General features: G+C 64.0%; 13 protein-coding genes and 6 tRNA genes. 3 read left to right on the top strand and 16 right to left on the bottom strand.

The annotated features are described in order from the left end of the window. Positions 1-79: 79 nt before the first annotated feature. From P7F68_RS03650 to P7F68_RS03590, 13 genes are all read right to left on the bottom strand, one after another. Positions 80-156 (bottom strand) — tRNA-Asp (locus P7F68_RS03650). A gap of 66 nt (positions 157-222) precedes the next feature. Continuing rightward, positions 223-298 (bottom strand) — tRNA-Glu (locus P7F68_RS03645). A gap of 27 nt (positions 299-325) precedes the next feature. Then, positions 326-401: transfer RNA gene (locus P7F68_RS03640), tRNA-Ala, on the bottom strand. A 95-nt stretch (positions 402-496) separates the two neighbouring features. Continuing rightward, positions 497-573: transfer RNA gene (locus tag P7F68_RS03635), tRNA-Asp, on the bottom strand. Positions 574-632: 59 nt separating this feature from the next. Next, positions 633-708 (bottom strand) — tRNA-Glu (locus P7F68_RS03630). 23 nt (positions 709-731) lie between these two features. Then, positions 732-807 (bottom strand) — tRNA-Ala (locus P7F68_RS03625). A 95-nt stretch (positions 808-902) separates the two neighbouring features. After that, a complete protein-coding gene (locus tag P7F68_RS03620) occupies positions 903-2,321 on the bottom strand; it encodes an FAD-binding oxidoreductase (RefSeq protein WP_277830805.1) in 1,419 nt (472 codons plus the stop codon). Between the two features lie 10 nt (positions 2,322-2,331). Further along, on the bottom strand, positions 2,332-3,300 hold the full coding sequence (rssA, locus tag P7F68_RS03615; RefSeq protein ID WP_002923761.1) for a patatin-like phospholipase RssA: 969 nt from the start codon (positions 3,298-3,300) through the stop codon (positions 2,332-2,334). Positions 3,301-3,336: 36 nt separating this feature from the next. Next, on the bottom strand, positions 3,337-4,668 hold the full coding sequence (rimO, locus tag P7F68_RS03610) for a 30S ribosomal protein S12 methylthiotransferase RimO (protein WP_277830802.1): 1,332 nt from the start codon (positions 4,666-4,668) through the stop codon (positions 3,337-3,339). A 75-nt stretch (positions 4,669-4,743) separates the two neighbouring features. Next, positions 4,744-5,340: a polyhydroxyalkanoate synthesis repressor PhaR gene (phaR, locus tag P7F68_RS03605; protein ID WP_002923758.1), complete on the bottom strand. Its 597-nt coding sequence runs from the start codon at positions 5,338-5,340 to the stop codon at positions 4,744-4,746. A 125-nt stretch (positions 5,341-5,465) separates the two neighbouring features. Further along, the gene (phbB, locus tag P7F68_RS03600; RefSeq protein WP_002923757.1) at positions 5,466-6,206 is read right to left on the bottom strand and encodes a beta-ketoacyl-ACP reductase; all 741 of its coding nucleotides are present in this window, start codon (positions 6,204-6,206) and stop codon (positions 5,466-5,468) included. Positions 6,207-6,431: 225 nt separating this feature from the next. Beyond that, positions 6,432-7,172, bottom strand: coding sequence for an acetoacetyl-CoA reductase (gene phbB, locus P7F68_RS03595; RefSeq protein WP_002923756.1), 741 nt, complete (start codon positions 7,170-7,172; stop codon positions 6,432-6,434). A gap of 108 nt (positions 7,173-7,280) precedes the next feature. Further along, positions 7,281-9,026 (bottom strand): PHA/PHB synthase family protein, encoded by a 1,746-nt coding sequence (locus P7F68_RS03590; protein ID WP_277830799.1) that lies wholly within the window; start codon positions 9,024-9,026, stop codon positions 7,281-7,283. Between the two features lie 103 nt (positions 9,027-9,129). On the opposite strand from P7F68_RS03590, the gene P7F68_RS03585 reads away from it, so the two are divergent. Then, positions 9,130-9,351, top strand: coding sequence for a hypothetical protein (locus tag P7F68_RS03585; protein WP_277830797.1), 222 nt, complete (start codon positions 9,130-9,132; stop codon positions 9,349-9,351). A gap of 56 nt (positions 9,352-9,407) precedes the next feature. Here the strand turns inward: P7F68_RS03585 and pgeF are convergent, their stop codons facing one another. After that, entirely contained in the window at positions 9,408-10,181 is a 774-nt protein-coding gene (gene pgeF / locus P7F68_RS03580) for a peptidoglycan editing factor PgeF (RefSeq protein WP_277830795.1), read from the bottom strand. Beyond that, the gene (gene rluD / locus P7F68_RS03575) at positions 10,178-11,137 is read right to left on the bottom strand and encodes a 23S rRNA pseudouridine(1911/1915/1917) synthase RluD (RefSeq protein WP_386041131.1); all 960 of its coding nucleotides are present in this window, start codon (positions 11,135-11,137) and stop codon (positions 10,178-10,180) included. Before rluD ends, pgeF begins: the two co-directional genes overlap by 4 nt. Before the next feature lie 13 nt (positions 11,138-11,150). Here rluD and P7F68_RS03570 point away from each other — a divergent pair, with 13 nt between their 5' ends. Further along, a complete protein-coding gene (locus P7F68_RS03570; RefSeq protein WP_037982179.1) occupies positions 11,151-11,960 on the top strand; it encodes an outer membrane protein assembly factor BamD in 810 nt (269 codons plus the stop codon). Between the two features lie 129 nt (positions 11,961-12,089). On the opposite strand, the gene P7F68_RS03565 is transcribed toward P7F68_RS03570, so the two are convergent. Further along, positions 12,090-14,273, bottom strand: coding sequence for a malate synthase G (locus tag P7F68_RS03565; RefSeq protein WP_277830790.1), 2,184 nt, complete (start codon positions 14,271-14,273; stop codon positions 12,090-12,092). Between the two features lie 285 nt (positions 14,274-14,558). On the opposite strand from P7F68_RS03565, the gene P7F68_RS03560 reads away from it, so the two are divergent. After that, entirely contained in the window at positions 14,559-15,755 is a 1,197-nt protein-coding gene (locus P7F68_RS03560) for a methyltransferase (protein ID WP_277830788.1), read from the top strand. The last annotated feature ends 18 nt before the right edge of the window (positions 15,756-15,773 follow it).

The following is a 15,773-nucleotide window of genomic DNA, read 5'->3' as shown; positions in this document are numbered from 1 at the left end:
AGGAAAGCAAAGGCGAGATGGGCACAGATGGGCCAATGGAAAAAGCCCCGAGTCAGAAACCTGACTCGGGGCTTTTTGGTGGCGGAGTGGACGGGACTCGAACCCGCGACCCCCGGCGTGACAGGCCGGTATTCTAACCGACTGAACTACCACTCCGCGCTGATCGACTTCGTGTTTCCACGAAGCTGCAGATTGATCTTTACGACGACCAAGCTGCAATGTTGGCGTCCCCACGGGGATTCGAACCCCGGTTATCGCCGTGAAAGGGCGGTGTCCTAGGCCTCTAGACGATGGGGACTGCAAGCCTACTACTGCAAAAACCATTTGGTGGAGGTAAGCGGGATCGAACCGCTGACCTCTTGCATGCCATGCAAGCGCTCTCCCAGCTGAGCTATACCCCCACAACAAGTCGGCGATTATAGCTTCTGATCAAGCTCACCGCAAGTGCATCGAATTGTCACCTTCGCTGCACATCAGAGCAAAGCTCTGTTGAAACTGGCGGAGTGGACGGGACTCGAACCCGCGACCCCCGGCGTGACAGGCCGGTATTCTAACCGACTGAACTACCACTCCGCACTAACCTGCACCGGCCTTGCCGGCTTTGCCCCCAGCTCAATGCTGGGCGCTTTGACTGGCGTCCCCACGGGGATTCGAACCCCGGTTATCGCCGTGAAAGGGCGGTGTCCTAGGCCTCTAGACGATGGGGACTGCGTACTACCAATTCTTCTTTGTGGTGGAGGTAAGCGGGATCGAACCGCTGACCTCTTGCATGCCATGCAAGCGCTCTCCCAGCTGAGCTATACCCCCGTCACCGAAGAGCGCGCATTATAGGAACTAGCCCCCACCTTGTAAACCCCCTTGTCACACAATTTCAATTCCTGCCCCCATCTCGCCCTTCTCGCTCAGGCACGCAGCGGCAGGACCTTGCCAGGATTCATCAAACCCAGTGGGTCGAGCGCGCGCTTCACCGCCCGCATCATGTCGAGTTCGACCTCAGACTTGTAGCGCAGGATCTCATCGCGCTTGAGTTGGCCAAGCCCATGCTCGGCGGAGATCGACCCGCCAAGGGCTGCAACCTCGTCATGCACGATGCGATTGATCTCAGCCGTGCGCGCTATGAAGGCCGCGTTGGCCTCGACCAGGGGTTGCGACAGATTGTAATGGAGGTTGCCATCGCCGATATGGCCGAAGGCGACGATACGAACACCGGCGTAGCGCGCCTCGAGCACTGCCTTCGTGCGCTCAAGAAACTCCGGTATGCGACTGACCGGCACCGATATGTCGTGCTTGATGCTGACTCCTTCCAGACGCTGTGCCTCGGAGATCTGCTCGCGCAAGACCCACAGCTCAGCCGCCTGCGCCTCGGAGGTCGCAAGCACGGCGTCGAGTACCAGGCCACGAGCCATCGCCACCGCCAACGCCTGCTCAAGTTTGGTCGCCAACCCTGAATCGAGCTGCGGGTCGGTCAACTCCAGCAGCACGCCCCAGTCGTGGCCCCGAGCCAATGGGGCGCGTGCCCGGGGAATGTGAGCGAGTACGAGTTCAAGCGCGCTGCGACCGACGATCTCAAACGCGCTCACGCGCTCACCGCAGGCGTCGCGCATCAGCCTCAGCAGGTGCACGGCCGCGCGCGGATCGGGCACCCCGACCCAGGCGGTGGCACGAGCCCGCGGCAGCGGAAACAGCTTGAGCACTGCTGCGGTAATGATGCCTAGCGTACCCTCCGCCCCTACGAACAGGTGCTTGAGATCGTAGCCAGTGTTGTCCTTGCGCAGGCCACGCAGTCCGTCCCAGATCCGTCCGTCAGGCAGCACTACCTCGAGCCCCAGCACCAGCTCGCGCATGTTGCCGTAGCGCAACACCTGCACGCCGCCAGCGTTGGTCGACAGGTTGCCGCCGATCTGGCAGCTACCCTCAGAGGCCAGTGACAGCGGAAACAGCAGATCTTCGGCGGCAGCAGCGCCCTGCACGCTTGCAAGCGTGCATCCGGCCTCGACGCAGATCGTGCCGTTATCGACATCGAGCGCGCGCACACGGTTCATTCGCCCCATGCCGATCACCACCGCACGCCCGTCGGCGAGCGGCGTGGCACCACCACACAGGCCGGTGTTGCCGCCCTGAGGCACCATCGGCACACCCGCGTGCGCGCAGGTGGCCACCACGGCAGCGAGTTCTGCGGTGGTGGCCGGCCGGACGACGGCCTGAGCGGTGCCGTGATAACGCCCGCGCCAGTCGGCAAGACTCGGCGCCATGTCAGCGGCCGCGGTAAGGACGTTCGGCGCCCCCACAATGCCTTGCAAGAGCTCGATCAGGGACGCCATGCCCGCCTCCTCAGTCTGACCTGCCGGTGAGCTCGCGCAACACCGTACGCACGCGGCCGACGGCAGCGACGCCTTCGGCAATTGCCTCATCGGCGCGATGGTAGTCCATCAGGCCGAGCTGGCCGACGCGCGGCGAGATGAGCACGTCGGCAGGATCGCCTGCAAGGCGACTACGAGCGATCCGGACCTGCATGATGTTGATGCTGGAGCTGATCACTGAAGCGAGTGAAGGCGAACTGTCGCTACCGAATGGGATTGCCGCCGACAAGGCATCAATGTCGTCACGCGAGAGTCCCAGGCCGGCCAGCAGGCGCTCGGTCCAGCCGGCCTCGGTTTCCTCGATCGGCACGGGCGCCGCAGCCGTTCGGCGCAGCGCACGCCCGACCATATCCGACCCCAGATCGACCGCAATGACCACATCGGCACCCATCGCCCTGCACAAGGACACCGGCACGGGGTTGACCAGCCCGCCATCCACAAGCAGATGACCCTGGTACATCACCGGCGTCATCAACCCGGGCAACGCAATCGATGCTCTCACGGCTGCGGACACGCTGCCGTCGTGCAGCCAGACTTCACGGCCACTGCCCAACTCGGTCGCCACGCAGGCAAAGCGTGCGTCGAGCTCGGAGAAGTCGCGATCGATGAAATTGCGCTCGAAGAAACTGATCAGCTTCTGGCCCTTGATGAGGCCACCACGCAGCGACACGTCGAGCAGGGATACGACGTCCTGCCACTTCAGCGTCTCGGCCCAGCGCGTGAGCTTGTCGAGGTCGCCCGAAGCCGCAGCTGCACCAACGAGCGCGCCGATCGAGCAGCCGCTGATCACGCGCGGCGCAATGCCCTCCTCGGCCAGCGCCCGCAGCACCCCCAGATGCGCCCACCCGCGCGCGGCACCACTGCCCAGCGCCAAGCCAATGACCGGCTCGTGGCCACCATCACGCTGCGGCGGCAGGGCGAACGCCCCCGGAGGAGTCAAGGCCCTGCTCCTGAGACGAACGCGTTTGCCGCGCCGTCAGTCGAGCCTTTCGGCGTAGAGGTCATGGACATCGCAATCCGTGATGCGGACTCGCACGAAGTCGCCCGGCTCCAGCCCTTCGGCATCGGGGATGATCACCAGGCCGTCGATCTCGGGTGCGTCGCCTGGCGAGCGCGCCAGCGCGCCATCCTCTTCGATCTCATCGACAAGGACGGTCATCTCGCGGTCGATCTTTGCTTCAAGGCGCTGCGTGGAGATATCTTCCTGGAAGTCCATCAGCCGCGCCCGTCGCTCCTCGCGTACCTCGTGCGGGACGGCATCCGGCAGCTCGTTTGCCGCGGCCCCCTCGACCGGCGAATAGGAAAATGCCCCCACGCGGTCAAGCTGCGCCTCCTCAAGGAAGTTGAGCAGCATCTCGAAATCTTCCTCGGTCTCGCCGGGGAAACCGGTGATGAAGGTCGAACGAATAGTGAGTTCGGGACAGATGCTGCGCCACTTTCGCACGCGCTCGAGCACATTCTCGGCATTGGCGGGCCGTTTCATCGCCTTCAAGATGCGCGGGCTGGCGTGCTGGAAGGGTACGTCGAGGTAGGGCAGGATCTTGCCCTCGGCCATCAGCGGGATCAGCTCGTCGACGCTCGGGTACGGATACACGTAGTGCATGCGGATCCAGATGCCGAGCTCGCCCAGGGCACGCGCCAGGTCCACAAGGCGGGTTTTGAGTGGCCGCCCACCCCAGAAGCCGGTCCGATACTTGACGTCGACACCGTAGGCGGAGGTGTCCTGGGAGATGACGAGGATTTCCTTCACGCCAGCATCGGCAAGCGCCTCGGCCTCGCGCATGACCTCGTGGATAGGTCTGCTGACCAGGTCGCCACGCATGGACGGAATGATGCAGAAGGTGCAGCGGTGATTACAGCCCTCGGAGATCTTGAGGTAGGCGTAATGCTGCGGCGTCAGGCGAATGCCCTGCGGCGGCACCAGATCCGTGAAGGGGTCATGAGGCTTGGGCAGGTGCTTATGCACCGCATGCATGACCTCTTCGGTAGCATGCGGCCCGGTGACCGCGAGCACCTGGGGATGCGCCGCCAACACGACATCGTCCTTGGCGCCAAGGCAGCCGGTGACGATGACCTTGCCGTTCTCGGCCAGCGCCTCGCCGATGGCATCGAGCGACTCCTCGACCGCGGCATCGATGAAGCCACAGGTGTTGACCACCACCAGGTCGGCGTCGTCATAGGTGCCGGAGATGCTGTAGCCCTCGGCGCGCAATCGGGTGAGGATGTGCTCGGAGTCGACGGTCGCCTTCGGACAGCCGAGGGAAACGAAGCCGACGCGCGGCAGGTTCGGGGTCTTGAAAGTGGTCATGCGTGGGGAAACCTGTCCGGGGGTCGGCACGAGGGGGTGGCAGAAAGGTTCAGCCGCCCCGCTCGCGTCAGGGCATCACTTGTGGGCGTCGCCCTTGCCGGTCGCGGCGGGCGCATCGGCGCGCTCGTCGCCGGGCTTGACGTAATTGGGGAACTGGAAGCCGGTGAACATGTTGCGCGTCTGGCTCTCGAGCTGGCTCTGCATCTGCTCGAACATCTTCTTCGACTGGTCGACGTAGGCGCCCATCATGCTCTGCAGCGCGGGCCCCTGGAAATTGAGGAACTGCGCCCACAGGTCCTGACCGACCGGGCTGTTCTCGCCATAGATCGCGCGCGCCTGGTCCTGAAGCTTTCCCTGCATCTCGGTGAACGCCTTGATGTTGCTTTCAAGGTACTTCCCCATCATGCCTTGCATGGCGTTGCCGTAGAAACGGATCATGTGCGCCAGCAGGTCGCTGGTGAACATGGGCGCGCCGCCCGCCTCTTCCTCGAGAATGATCTGGAGCAGGATGCTGCGCGTGAGCTCCTCGCCGGTCTTCGCATCGACGACCTGGAACTCCTCGTTGTTGAGCACGAGCTCCTTGACGTCCGAAAGCGTGATGTACGAACTCGTACGCGTGTCGTACAGGCGACGATTGGGGTACTTCTTGATCAGGCGCTGCTGTTCCTGCATTTCTCCATCTCCTCGACGGCGGTCCGTCCCGCTCTGGGTTGCGGGATCGATTATATCGCGGTGCGAAAACGAAACCCCGCCATTCGACGGGGTTTCGTGATTTCACGCATGCTGCAGTGCAGCCATCAGCACATGTGCAAGCCGCCATTGATGTTGATGGTGGCGCCGGTGATGTAGGCTGCCTTGTCCGACGCGAGGTAGGCGCACAGATCGCCAATCTCGTCCGGACGACCGAGGCGCTTCATCGGCACGGTGTCGATGATGCCTTGGCGGATGTCGTCGCGAATGGCCATGACCATGTCGGTGCCGATGTAGCCCGGCGCGACGGCATTCACGGTGACGCCCTTGGTCGCCAGCTCGGCGGCAAGCGCCTTGGTGAAGCCGAGCACACCCGCCTTGGCTGCCGAATAGTTGGTCTGGCCGGCCTGGCCCTTGACCCCGTTCACCGAGGAGATGTTGACGATGCGCCCCCAGCCACGCTCAGCCATCTTGGCCGACACATGGTGCGTGACGTTGAACAGGCTGTTGAGGTTGGTGCTGATCACCGCGTCCCACTGGCCCTTCTCCATCTTCGGGAAGAACTTGTCGCGGGTGATACCGGCGTTGTTGACCAGCACGTCGATCGGGCCGACCTCGGCCTCGATGCGGGCAACCATGGCGGCGCAGGACTCGTAGTCCGAGACATCGCCCTCAGCCGCGACGAAGTCGAAACCCAGGTCGCGCTGGGCAGCCAGCCAGCCTTCCTTCTGGTCGAAGCCAGGCAGGCAGTTGGCGACAACCTTCATGCCATCCTTGGCCAGCGATTGACAGATCGCGGTGCCAAGACCACCCATGGCGCCAGTGACGAGAGCGATTTTCTGGGACATCTTGAGATCCTTCAGGAGCAATTTTAGATGCCGACGCTCCAGGCTAGACCGGATCCTGGACCACATTCGGCGCTTCTTGCGGCAGCGCATCAACTGCCTTGCGATCGCATTATAAACACTGTTGACAACTCTTGTTGCAACGCAATAGAACGCGGCATCGAGGCGAAAAAAAAGCGCCCCCTCAGGAGCGCTCCACTGCCGGCTCGGCAAGCCTGCAGGCAGGAATCAGAACATGTGCTGACCGCCGTTGATCGAGATGTTCGCGCCGGTGACGAACGCCGCCTCTTCCGACGACAGGTAGGCCACCAGACCGGCGATCTCTTCCGGCTTGCCAAGGCGCGACACGGGAATCTGCGGCAGGATCTTCGAGTCGAGGATCTCCTGCGGGATGGCCATCACCATCTTGGTGCCGATGTAGCCCGGCGAGATGGTGTTCACGGTCACGCCGTTACGTGCGACCTCGAGCGCAAGCGCCTTCGTGAAGCCGTGCATGCCGGCCTTGGCAGCGGAATAGTTGGTTTGACCGAACGCCCCCTTCTGACCGTTGACCGAGGAGACGTTGATGACGCGCCCCCACTTGCGCTCGACCATGCCGTCCATGACCTGCTTGGTCATGTTGAAAACCGAGTCGAGGTTGGTGCTGATCACCGCATCCCAGTCCGCCTTGGTCATCTTCTTGAACGTCATGTCGCGGGTGATACCGGCATTGTTCACCAGCACATCGACCGGACCCACTTCCCGAGTCACCTGCTCCACGCAAGCCTTGGCCGAATCGAAATCGGCAACGTCGCAGGGATAGGCCTTGAAGCCGTAGCCCATGTTGTTCATGGTCTGCAGCCACTCTGCCGCCTTGCTGTTACCCGGCGAATGCGTCGTCACAACCTTGTAGCCCAGCGCCGCGAGCTTGATGCAGATCGCCTCGCCCAGACCACCCATACCACCGGTTACCAGTGCAACTCTAGACATTGTTCTCTCCTCTCCCTAGACGGGGTTCTTGTGTGCCGGACGGGCTTCAATCGTGACGACAGCGCCCGCCCCAACGCTGTCGCCGCAAATCTGGTCGAGACAGACGGATCAGGCACGCTCCTTCACGTAGCGTCCCGGAGCCGGCTCGATCGGCTCATAGCGCGTGCTGCCGAGACGCCCTCGCGCCGCAACCTGCTTGCCGCCATGCGGACGCAACCACTCGATCCAGTTCAGCCACCAACTGCCCTTGTGCTCTGTCGCACCTTCGAACCACTCATCAGGGTCGGTCGGCCGCCCTTCAGCGGTCCAATAGCTGCGCTTGTTCTTGGATGCCGGGTTGATCGCACCAGCGATATGCCCGCTCGCGCCGAGCACGAACGTGGTGTCGCCGCCCAGCAGGTTGCGCGCCAGGTAGGCGCTCTTCCATGGCACGATGTGATCTTCGCGTGCCGCAAGCAGGTAGGCGGGCATATCCACCTTGGCAAGATCGACCTTCTGCCCCAGCATCCGGAGCTTGCCCGGCACTCGCAGGTTGTTCTCGAGGTACATGTTGCGCAAGTACCAGGTCAGGAAAGGCCCGGGCAAGTTGGTCGAATCAGAATTCCAGTACAGCAGGTCGAAGGCCGCAGGCTTGTTGCCCTTGAGGTAGTTGCCGACGACGTACTGCCAGACCAGATCGTTGGCACGCAGGAAGGAGAACACGTTCGCCAACTCCTGCCCCTTGAGCACGCCGCCCTTGCCGATCGCTGCCTCGCGCGCGGCCACGCCGGCCTCATCGACCAGGCAGCCCAGCTCGCCCGCATCCGAAAAATCGAGCAGCGTCGTCATCAGAGTGAGGCTCGCCACCGGGTCCTCACCACGCGCCCGCGCCACCGCGAGCGCCGAGGTCAGGATGGTGCCGCCGACGCAAAAACCGAGCACGTTGGGTTTCTTTACGCGGGTCACCGCGCGCACGACATCCAGCGCAGCCAGCGGCCCCTTCTCCAGGTAATCGTCCCAAGTGAAATGCCCGCCCGACTCCGGACGGGGGTTCCGCCAAGACACCAGGAACACGGTGAAGCCCTGCTCTACCGCGAATCGAACCAGGGAGTTCTCCGGCTGCAGATCCATGATGTAGAACTTGTTGATGCAGGGCGGCACGATCAGCAGCGGCGCCTGCGCCACCTTCTCGGTCAGCGGGGCGTACTGGATGAGCTGCATGAGCTCGTTCTCGAAAATCACCGAGCCCGGCGTCAGTGCCAGGTTACGGCCGATCTCGAAGGCCGAGTCATCGGTCATCGAGATGCGCCCCTTCTCAAGGTCGCCGAGCAGGTTCTGCACGCCACGCGTGATGCTCTCGCCCTTGGTCTCAAGCGCGGTCTTGATGAACTCGGGATTGGTCGCGGCAAAGTTGCTCGGCGACAAGGCATCGATGTACTGCCGGGTCAGGAACTGAATGCGCGACTTCGCGCGGCCGTCGGCGATCGGCATGGCCTCGGCAACCTGGGTGAGCAACTCGGCGTTGAGCAGGTAGGCTTGGCGCAGGTAGTCGAACACCGGACTCTCACTCCACTCCGGCGCGGTAAACCGTCTGTCGCCCGGCGGCGGCTGAACAACGGCCGGCGCAGGCCCGCCGTCCTTGCGCGCAAGCATCGACGACCACAGCTGGGCGTGCTTCTCCGCGTAGGCCTTCTGGATGGCGCCAAGGGCCTCCGTCTCGGGCAGCGGCAGCTTGGGAGCCGCTACGCCCGAGGAATCCTGCATTGCCGCATGCTGTCGCGCCAGCGCGTCGAAGAAGCTCTTCGCCATGGACTGCCCCGCCTCGAACATGGCCTGCACGCCAGGCGGCGTCCCCTTACCCGCTGAATCCGACATTCACATCTCCCAAAGCTGGTGGCGACGGCCGGCGGCCATCGCGTGCTGATTTGTGCTGCATGGCAATCCCGATCCGGCGTCGCAGCGGCGCTACAATTGGCGCATGTACCTGATTCCGATTGCCTGGCTCTATGTCGCCATCCTCGTCGCCGTGTCCGAGGACACCGTCGTCGCTGGCGTTTTGACCTTCGTCTTCTGGGGCATCGCCCCACTCGCCCTCTTCATGTGGATCTTCGGCACCCCGGCCCGCCGGCGGCGCCAGCGCGAACGCGAACGCGAAGCCCTTGACCGCAACGATAGAGCCGAAACGGGCCCTGATCAATAGCCCAAGCCGTTTGGAGGTCGATGCGAAGCGGGTGCCTGCCATGCCGGAGCCCGGAATCAGTGCGCATCGAGCCAGACCAGAGACGCAAAACGGCCTGTCCTTGCATCACGGCGATAGGAATAGAACTGCCGTGGCGACGAATAGGTGCACGCCCCGCCGCCATCGACACGCTCAACGCCAAGCCTGCGCAGGCGCAGGCGGGCAAGCACGAAGAGGTCAGCCATCCACTTGCCAGGCGCAGCGCCCGCCACGAAAGCCTGCGCGGCCTCCTCATCACTGTCGGCGAGCGCGCACCGGACATCGTCACCGACCTCGAAGGCACCAGGGCCGATCGCCGGCCCCAACCACGCACGCAGGCTGGATGGCGCAACCGCCATATGCGCGACCGTCGCCTCGACGATACCCGCCGCCAACCCGCGCCATCCGGCATGCACCGCTGCCACGACCGTGGCGTCGTCATCGCACAGCAGCACCGGCAGGCAGTCCGCCGTCATCACGGCGCACACCCGGCCCGGCGTCCTTGAAACTGCGGCATCCGCACGAACATGGCCCGTCACCGACTCGGCGTCGACCACCGTGCATCCATGTACCTGATCGAGCCAGGCCGGCTCCGAGGGCAGATGGGCGCGCAACCGTGCGCGATTCGACGCCACCGCCGCCGGGTCGTCACCTACATGGGCACCCAGATTGAAGCTGGTAAAGTCGCCCGCACTAACCCCGCCCTCACATGTCGTCAGCAATGCACCGACACCCTTGGGCAGAGCCCAGTCCGGGCACAACAAGCCAGGAACCAGCGGCCGACCAACCGTCGGCGAGTGCCCCCCGCTCACGCCAGTTCCTCACGCAAAGCCTGCAGCAGCATGGCGAAGTCGGCGGGCATGGGACATTCCCACGCCATGTCATCACCACTCTGCGGGTGGCGCAAACCCAACCTGAAGGCGTGCAGCGCCTGGCGCGCAAAGCTGTCGAGCAAGGCTGAGCCCGTGCGACGCTGACCATAAACGGCGTCGCCCACCAAGGCGTGGCCGACATGCGCCATGTGGACCCGGATCTGGTGCGTGCGCCCTGTCTCCAACCTGCATTCGACCAAGGTACAGCGCGCAAAACGCTCTCGCACAAGGTAATGGGTGACGGCCGGGCGGCCGTTGCCGACCACCGCCATCCGCGTGCGCAGACTGGGGTGGCGCCCGATCGGCGCATCGACGCTTGCGCCCGCCGTGAGTTCGCCCTTGACCAGCGCCCAGTAGTGGCGCTTGACGGTTCGCGCCTGAAGCTGGCGCACCAACTCCGTCTGCGCAGCGAGCGTCCTGGCAACGACAAGCAAGCCGCTCGTGTCCTTGTCGAGCCGGTGCACGATACCCGCCCGCGGCACTGCCGCCAGCGCCGGGTCGTGGTGCAGCAGTGCATTGAGCAGCGTGCCGCTCCAGTTGCCGCTGCCAGGATGCACGACCAACCCGACCGGCTTGTTGATCACGAGCAGGTGCGCATCCTCGAAGACGATGTCGAGCGGGATGTCCTCGGGCTGCTCGGCGCCAAGCTCGGGCGCGGGCGGCGGCGCGATCTCGACGCATTCGCCGCCCCACACTTTGCGCTTCGGGTCAGGCGCGTTGCCATCGAGCAGGACGTAGCCATCGCGCATCCATGACTGCAAGCGACTGCGCGAATGCTCAGGGCGCAAGCGGGCGAGCGCCTGGTCCAGGCGCAGGCCTGCAAGTTCATCAGGAATCGTCAGCGCTTCGAGCGAGTCGGGCTCGTCGGCTGGGATATAATCGGCGCGTTCATTCACGCGAGTGTCTTCGATGGCCAGGTTCACCCTCGGAAGTTTAACGGCAAAAGCTGTTCTTATTGGCGCCCTGCTGGCCGGTGGCTGCGGGCTACTGCCCGATCAGGTCGACGAAACAACCGGCTGGAACGCCCAGCGGCTGTATTCCGAGGCAAAGACTTCGATGTCCGAAGGCGCCTACGACCGGGCTGTCACCCTGTTCGAGAAGCTCGAGGCACGCTATCCCTACGGCAGATTTGCCCAGCAGGCCCAGATCGAGGTCGCCTATGCGTACTTCAAGCAGGGGGAACAGGCGCTGGCACTGGCAGCAGCAGACCGCTTCATCCGGCTGCACCCCAACCATCCCAACGTCGATTACGCCTACTACCTCAAAGGCCTGATCAACTTCAACGAAAACCTTGGCCTGCTCGCCAACCTGTCGCGCCAGGATCTCTCCGAGCGCGACCCCAAGGGCGCTCGCGAAGCGTTCGACAGCTTCCGCGAACTCGTCGAGCGCTTCCCGGACAGCCGCTACGCGGACGACTCGCGCGCGCGCATGCAGTACCTGGTCAACTCGCTCGCCTCGCACGAAGTTCACGTCGCGCGCTATTACTACAACCGTGGCGCCTACGTTGCCAGCATCAACCGCGCTCAGACGGCAGTTACGAACTTTCCCCAGGCACCGGCCATCGAGGAAGCCCTGTTCCTGCTCGTCAAGAGCTACGACGCGCTGGGCATGACCCAACTGCGCGACGACGCCGAGCGCGTCATGCGCACGAACTTCCCTGACAGCGTCTATTTCCGTGGCGGGCCGGCAAACACCAAGCCGTGGTGGCAGCTGTGGTGAGATAGCCCCGGGCAGGGGCTATGCCCTGCAGGACATGAAGAAAGGCGCCCACGGGCGCCTTTCTTCATTGGCCCACCGACCGAGCCGCAGCCGGTGGCGCAGCGGGCCTCGACCCGCTGCCGACCCAGATCAAGCGCCGAAACGGGCCTTGAACTGCTGGCGATAACGATGCAGCAGCGGCTCAGTGTAGCCACTGGGCTGGGCGCAGCCTTCGAAGATCAGCGCACGCGCAGCCGCGTAGGCCACGGAAGCACCGAAGTCCGGCGCCATCGGGCGATACAGCGGATCACCGGCATTCTGGCCATCGACTACCGCAGCCATGCGCTGCAGCGTGGCCTCCACCTGCTCGGCGCCGACCACGCCGTGGCGCAACCAGTTGGCGATGTGCTGGCTGGAGATGCGCAGCGTGGCACGGTCCTCCATCAGCCCGACGTTGTTGATGTCGGGCACTTTCGAACAACCGACGCCTTGCTCCACCCAGCGCACCACATAGCCCAGGATACCCTGGCAGTTGTTGTCGAGCTCCTGCTGCAGCTCGGCCTCGCTCCAGTTCGCCTGCTCCACCACCGGGATGGTGAGCAGATCGTCGAGCAGGGCCTCGGCCTGCGCGTTGAGATCGAGCTTCTCGATCTCCTGCTGCACCGCGCCCACGCTGACCTGGTGATAGTGCAAGGCGTGCAGTGTGGCGGCAGTCGGCGACGGCACCCAAGCGGTGTTGGCGCCCGCCTTGGGGTGGGCGATCTTCTGCTCCAGCATCGCCGCCATCAGGTCCGGCATGGCCCACATGCCCTTGCCAATCTGGGCGCGGCCACGCAGGCCGGCGGCAAGACCGATCAGCACGTTGCGGCGCTCGTAGGCCGCGATCCACTTGCTGTTCTTGATGTCGCCCTTGCGCATCATCGGACCGGCTTCCATGGCGGTGTGCATCTCGTCGCCGGTACGGTCAAGGAAGCCGGTGTTGATGAAGGCAACACGCGCGGGCGCAGCGGCAATGCAGGCGCGCAGGTTCACGCTCGTGCGACGCTCCTCATCCATGATGCCGAGCTTGACCGTATGGGCCGGCAGGCCGAGCAGCTGCTCGACACGGGTAAAGAGTTCGTCGGCAAAAGCGACTTCGGCAGGTCCGTGCATCTTGGGCTTGACGATGTAGATGCTGCCCTTACGCGAATTGCCACGGCGGCCGAGGTCGCGCTTGGCGATCAGCGTGGTCACCACCGCATCCATGATGCCCTCGGGAATCTCCTTGCCCTCACCCCACAGGACGGCAGGATTGGTCATCAGGTGCCCCACGTTGCGCACGAACAGCAGCGCACGGCCATGCAGTTTCACCACCTTGCCATCGGCGCCGGCGTACTCGCGGTCGGCATTCAGGCGGCGGGTCATCTGCTTGCCGCCCTTCTCGAAGCTGTCCTCGAGCGTGCCGCTCATCAGGCCAAGCCAGTTGCGGTAGGCAACGATCTTGTCGTCGGCATCGACTGCAGCGACCGAGTCCTCGCAGTCCATGATCGTCGACAGTGCGGCCTCCATCAGCAGGTCATTGACGCCAGCCGCATCGGTCTTGCCGATGGCGCCGTCGCGATCGATCTGGATCTCGATGTGCAGGCCGTTGTTGCGAATCAGGAGCGCGCTCGGCGCTGCGGCCTCACCCTGGAAGCCGATGAACTTCTCGGGCTGTTGCAGCCCGACGGTACTGCCATTGCGCAGCGCAGCCACCAGCTCGCCAGCGGACACGGTGTAAGCGGTGACATCGGCGTGCGAGGCGCCGGCAAGCGCTGCGGCCTGGTCCAGCACCTGGCGACCGAAGGCGATCACCTTCTGGCCACGCACAGGATTGTAGCCCTTGGTGAGTTCGGCGCCGTCCTTCTGGGGAATCGCATCGGTGCCGTAGAGCGCGTCGTAGAGCGATCCCCAACGCGCATTGGCAGCATTGAGCGCATAGCGCGCATTCATTACCGGCACAACGAGCTGGGGCCCCGCCTGAACGGCAAGCTCGTCATCGACATTGGTGGTGCTGACCTTGGCATCAGCCGGGACCGGGAGCAGGTAGCCGATGGAGGCCAGGAAGGCCTTGTAGGCAGCCATGTCTTTGATGGGGCCTGGATTGGCACGATGCCAGGCATCAACCTCGGCCTGGATGCGATCGCGCTCAGCCAGCAGGGCTGCGTTTCGGGGGGCCAGATCATGCACGAGCGCATCGAACCCGCTCCAGAACGCGGCAGGGTCCACACCGCTGCCCGGCAGGGCCTCTTCCTCAATGAATCGCTTCAGGCTGGTGGCCACCTGAAGACGCTCGCAGGTCACTCGTTCGGTCATGTTCGGGCTCTCTGTACTTGATGTTGACACCACGCCCCTCCTTCGAGGGTGCTTAACCAACGAAGGATGCGATTGAATCGCGCGCGGGTCAATACTCTGAAGCCAAAAGTCTTCTATAAGACACAACATATATCGAGATTCTCCGCACAAGCGCTCAGCCCTCCCCAAGCCGACTGCTCGAGAGGTCTCTGCACGACAACCACGTCGCGGATCACCGGACGTATCATGCGTTTGCCAGCCATGGAATGAACGCCCCCAGAGAACACACACAGTGCGCGCCAACCGATGAACCTTCGTGCCCGGTTCCTTGAACTGCAGACCTTGCTAGCTGAACACGAAGAGATCTGGCGCCCAGCTCCGTTTCATTCAGTCAGTCCCCGGTGGAGGGAGCACAGGCCCGCGCTTGCGACCGCTCTGGAGGCGCTGGACGACGAGGCGGTCAAACGCTTCGGGCTCGACCCCGAAGCCTGCGCAGACTGGCTCGCGGCTTACCTGCCCGCGCTAGGCATGGTGAACAAGCTCTCCGAGGTCCCTGCGCTGCCCGCTCGCTCACGACCTGCTTCCCGTGCGCGCGAGGATGACGGCATGCCAGGACGCAAGCGCGCGCAAGTCGAAGCATTTGTCCGTCACATCCCGGCCACCGTGACCCCTGCGCTTGAGTGGTGCGCAGGCAAGGGCCACCTCGGCCGCAAGGTTGCACTCACCGACCAGGTACCGGTGGTCTCGCTCGAGCTCAACCCCGCGCTGTGCGCCGACGCCAAGAGCCTTGCCACCCGCAAGGGTGTCGACCAAGAGATCTTGTGCGCCGACGCGCTCACCGCGAGCGGACACGGACACGTGCGCGGTCGCACGGTCTTCGCGCTCCACGCATGCGGCGAACTCCACCGCAGCCTGGTACGCAACGCACATACTGACGGTGCCGAGGCTTACCGGATTTCTCCGTGTTGCTATCACCTGGGAAGCGAAGACCCCTACCAACCCCTGAGCAGCGACGCCTCGCTGATGCTCGACGCCTCAGCACTACGGCTCGCTGTAACCGAGTTGGTTACCGCACCAGAGCGCGATCGCACTCGTCTCGCGCGCGACCAAGCCTGGAAGCTTGGTTTCATCGCGCTACGCACTGAAGTCGAGGGTGAAACGCGACGCCCTTTCCGTCCCGTACCTGCGGCCTGGTTTGACGGCAGCTTCGATGACTTCTGCCGCAGACTGGCGATCCGCGAGCATGTAAGGCTGCCCGCGAATCCGGCATGGGCGGACTGGGAGCATGTCGGCTGGAAGCGACGTGACGAAGTACTTCGCCTAGAACTCGTGCGCCACGCCTTCCGGCGCGGTCTGGAATTGTGGCTGGTACTCGATCTCGCGCTGGGCCTGGGCGAGCGTGGTTTCGACGTTGTCCTGGGAAGGTTCTGCGAGCGCAGCCTGACACCACGCAACCTGCTCGTTATCGGACAGCGGCGACCAGATTCACGCACTGCGGCATAGCGAAGCGCCCGTTTTACG

It is taken from the genome of Thauera mechernichensis (genome assembly GCF_029588855.1).
Taxonomy (GTDB): Bacteria; Pseudomonadota; Gammaproteobacteria; order Burkholderiales; family Rhodocyclaceae; genus Thauera; species Thauera mechernichensis.
Note: the sequence above shows the minus strand (reverse complement) of the source record. Positions and strands in the feature narration are given on the sequence as shown.

Bases quoted from the DNA above. Each gene is read 5' to 3' on its own strand.
- P7F68_RS03620 (WP_277830805.1), bottom strand. From the start codon at position 2,321: ATGGCGTCCCTGATCGAGCTCTTGCAAGGCATTGTGGGGGCGCCGAAC.
- rimO (WP_277830802.1), bottom strand. From the start codon at position 4,668: ATGACCACTTTCAAGACCCCGAACCTGCCGCGCGTCGGCTTCGTTTCC.
- phaR (WP_002923758.1), bottom strand. From the start codon at position 5,340: ATGCAGGAACAGCAGCGCCTGATCAAGAAGTACCCCAATCGTCGCCTG.
- phbB (WP_002923757.1), bottom strand. From the start codon at position 6,206: ATGTCCCAGAAAATCGCTCTCGTCACTGGCGCCATGGGTGGTCTTGGC.
- phbB (WP_002923756.1), bottom strand. From the start codon at position 7,172: ATGTCTAGAGTTGCACTGGTAACCGGTGGTATGGGTGGTCTGGGCGAG.
- P7F68_RS03590 (WP_277830799.1), bottom strand. From the start codon at position 9,026: ATGTCGGATTCAGCGGGTAAGGGGACGCCGCCTGGCGTGCAGGCCATG.
- P7F68_RS03585 (WP_277830797.1), top strand. From the start codon at position 9,130: ATGTACCTGATTCCGATTGCCTGGCTCTATGTCGCCATCCTCGTCGCC.
- P7F68_RS03570 (WP_037982179.1), top strand. From the start codon at position 11,151: ATGGCCAGGTTCACCCTCGGAAGTTTAACGGCAAAAGCTGTTCTTATT.
- P7F68_RS03565 (WP_277830790.1), bottom strand. From the start codon at position 14,273: ATGACCGAACGAGTGACCTGCGAGCGTCTTCAGGTGGCCACCAGCCTG.
- P7F68_RS03560 (WP_277830788.1), top strand. From the start codon at position 14,559: ATGAACCTTCGTGCCCGGTTCCTTGAACTGCAGACCTTGCTAGCTGAA.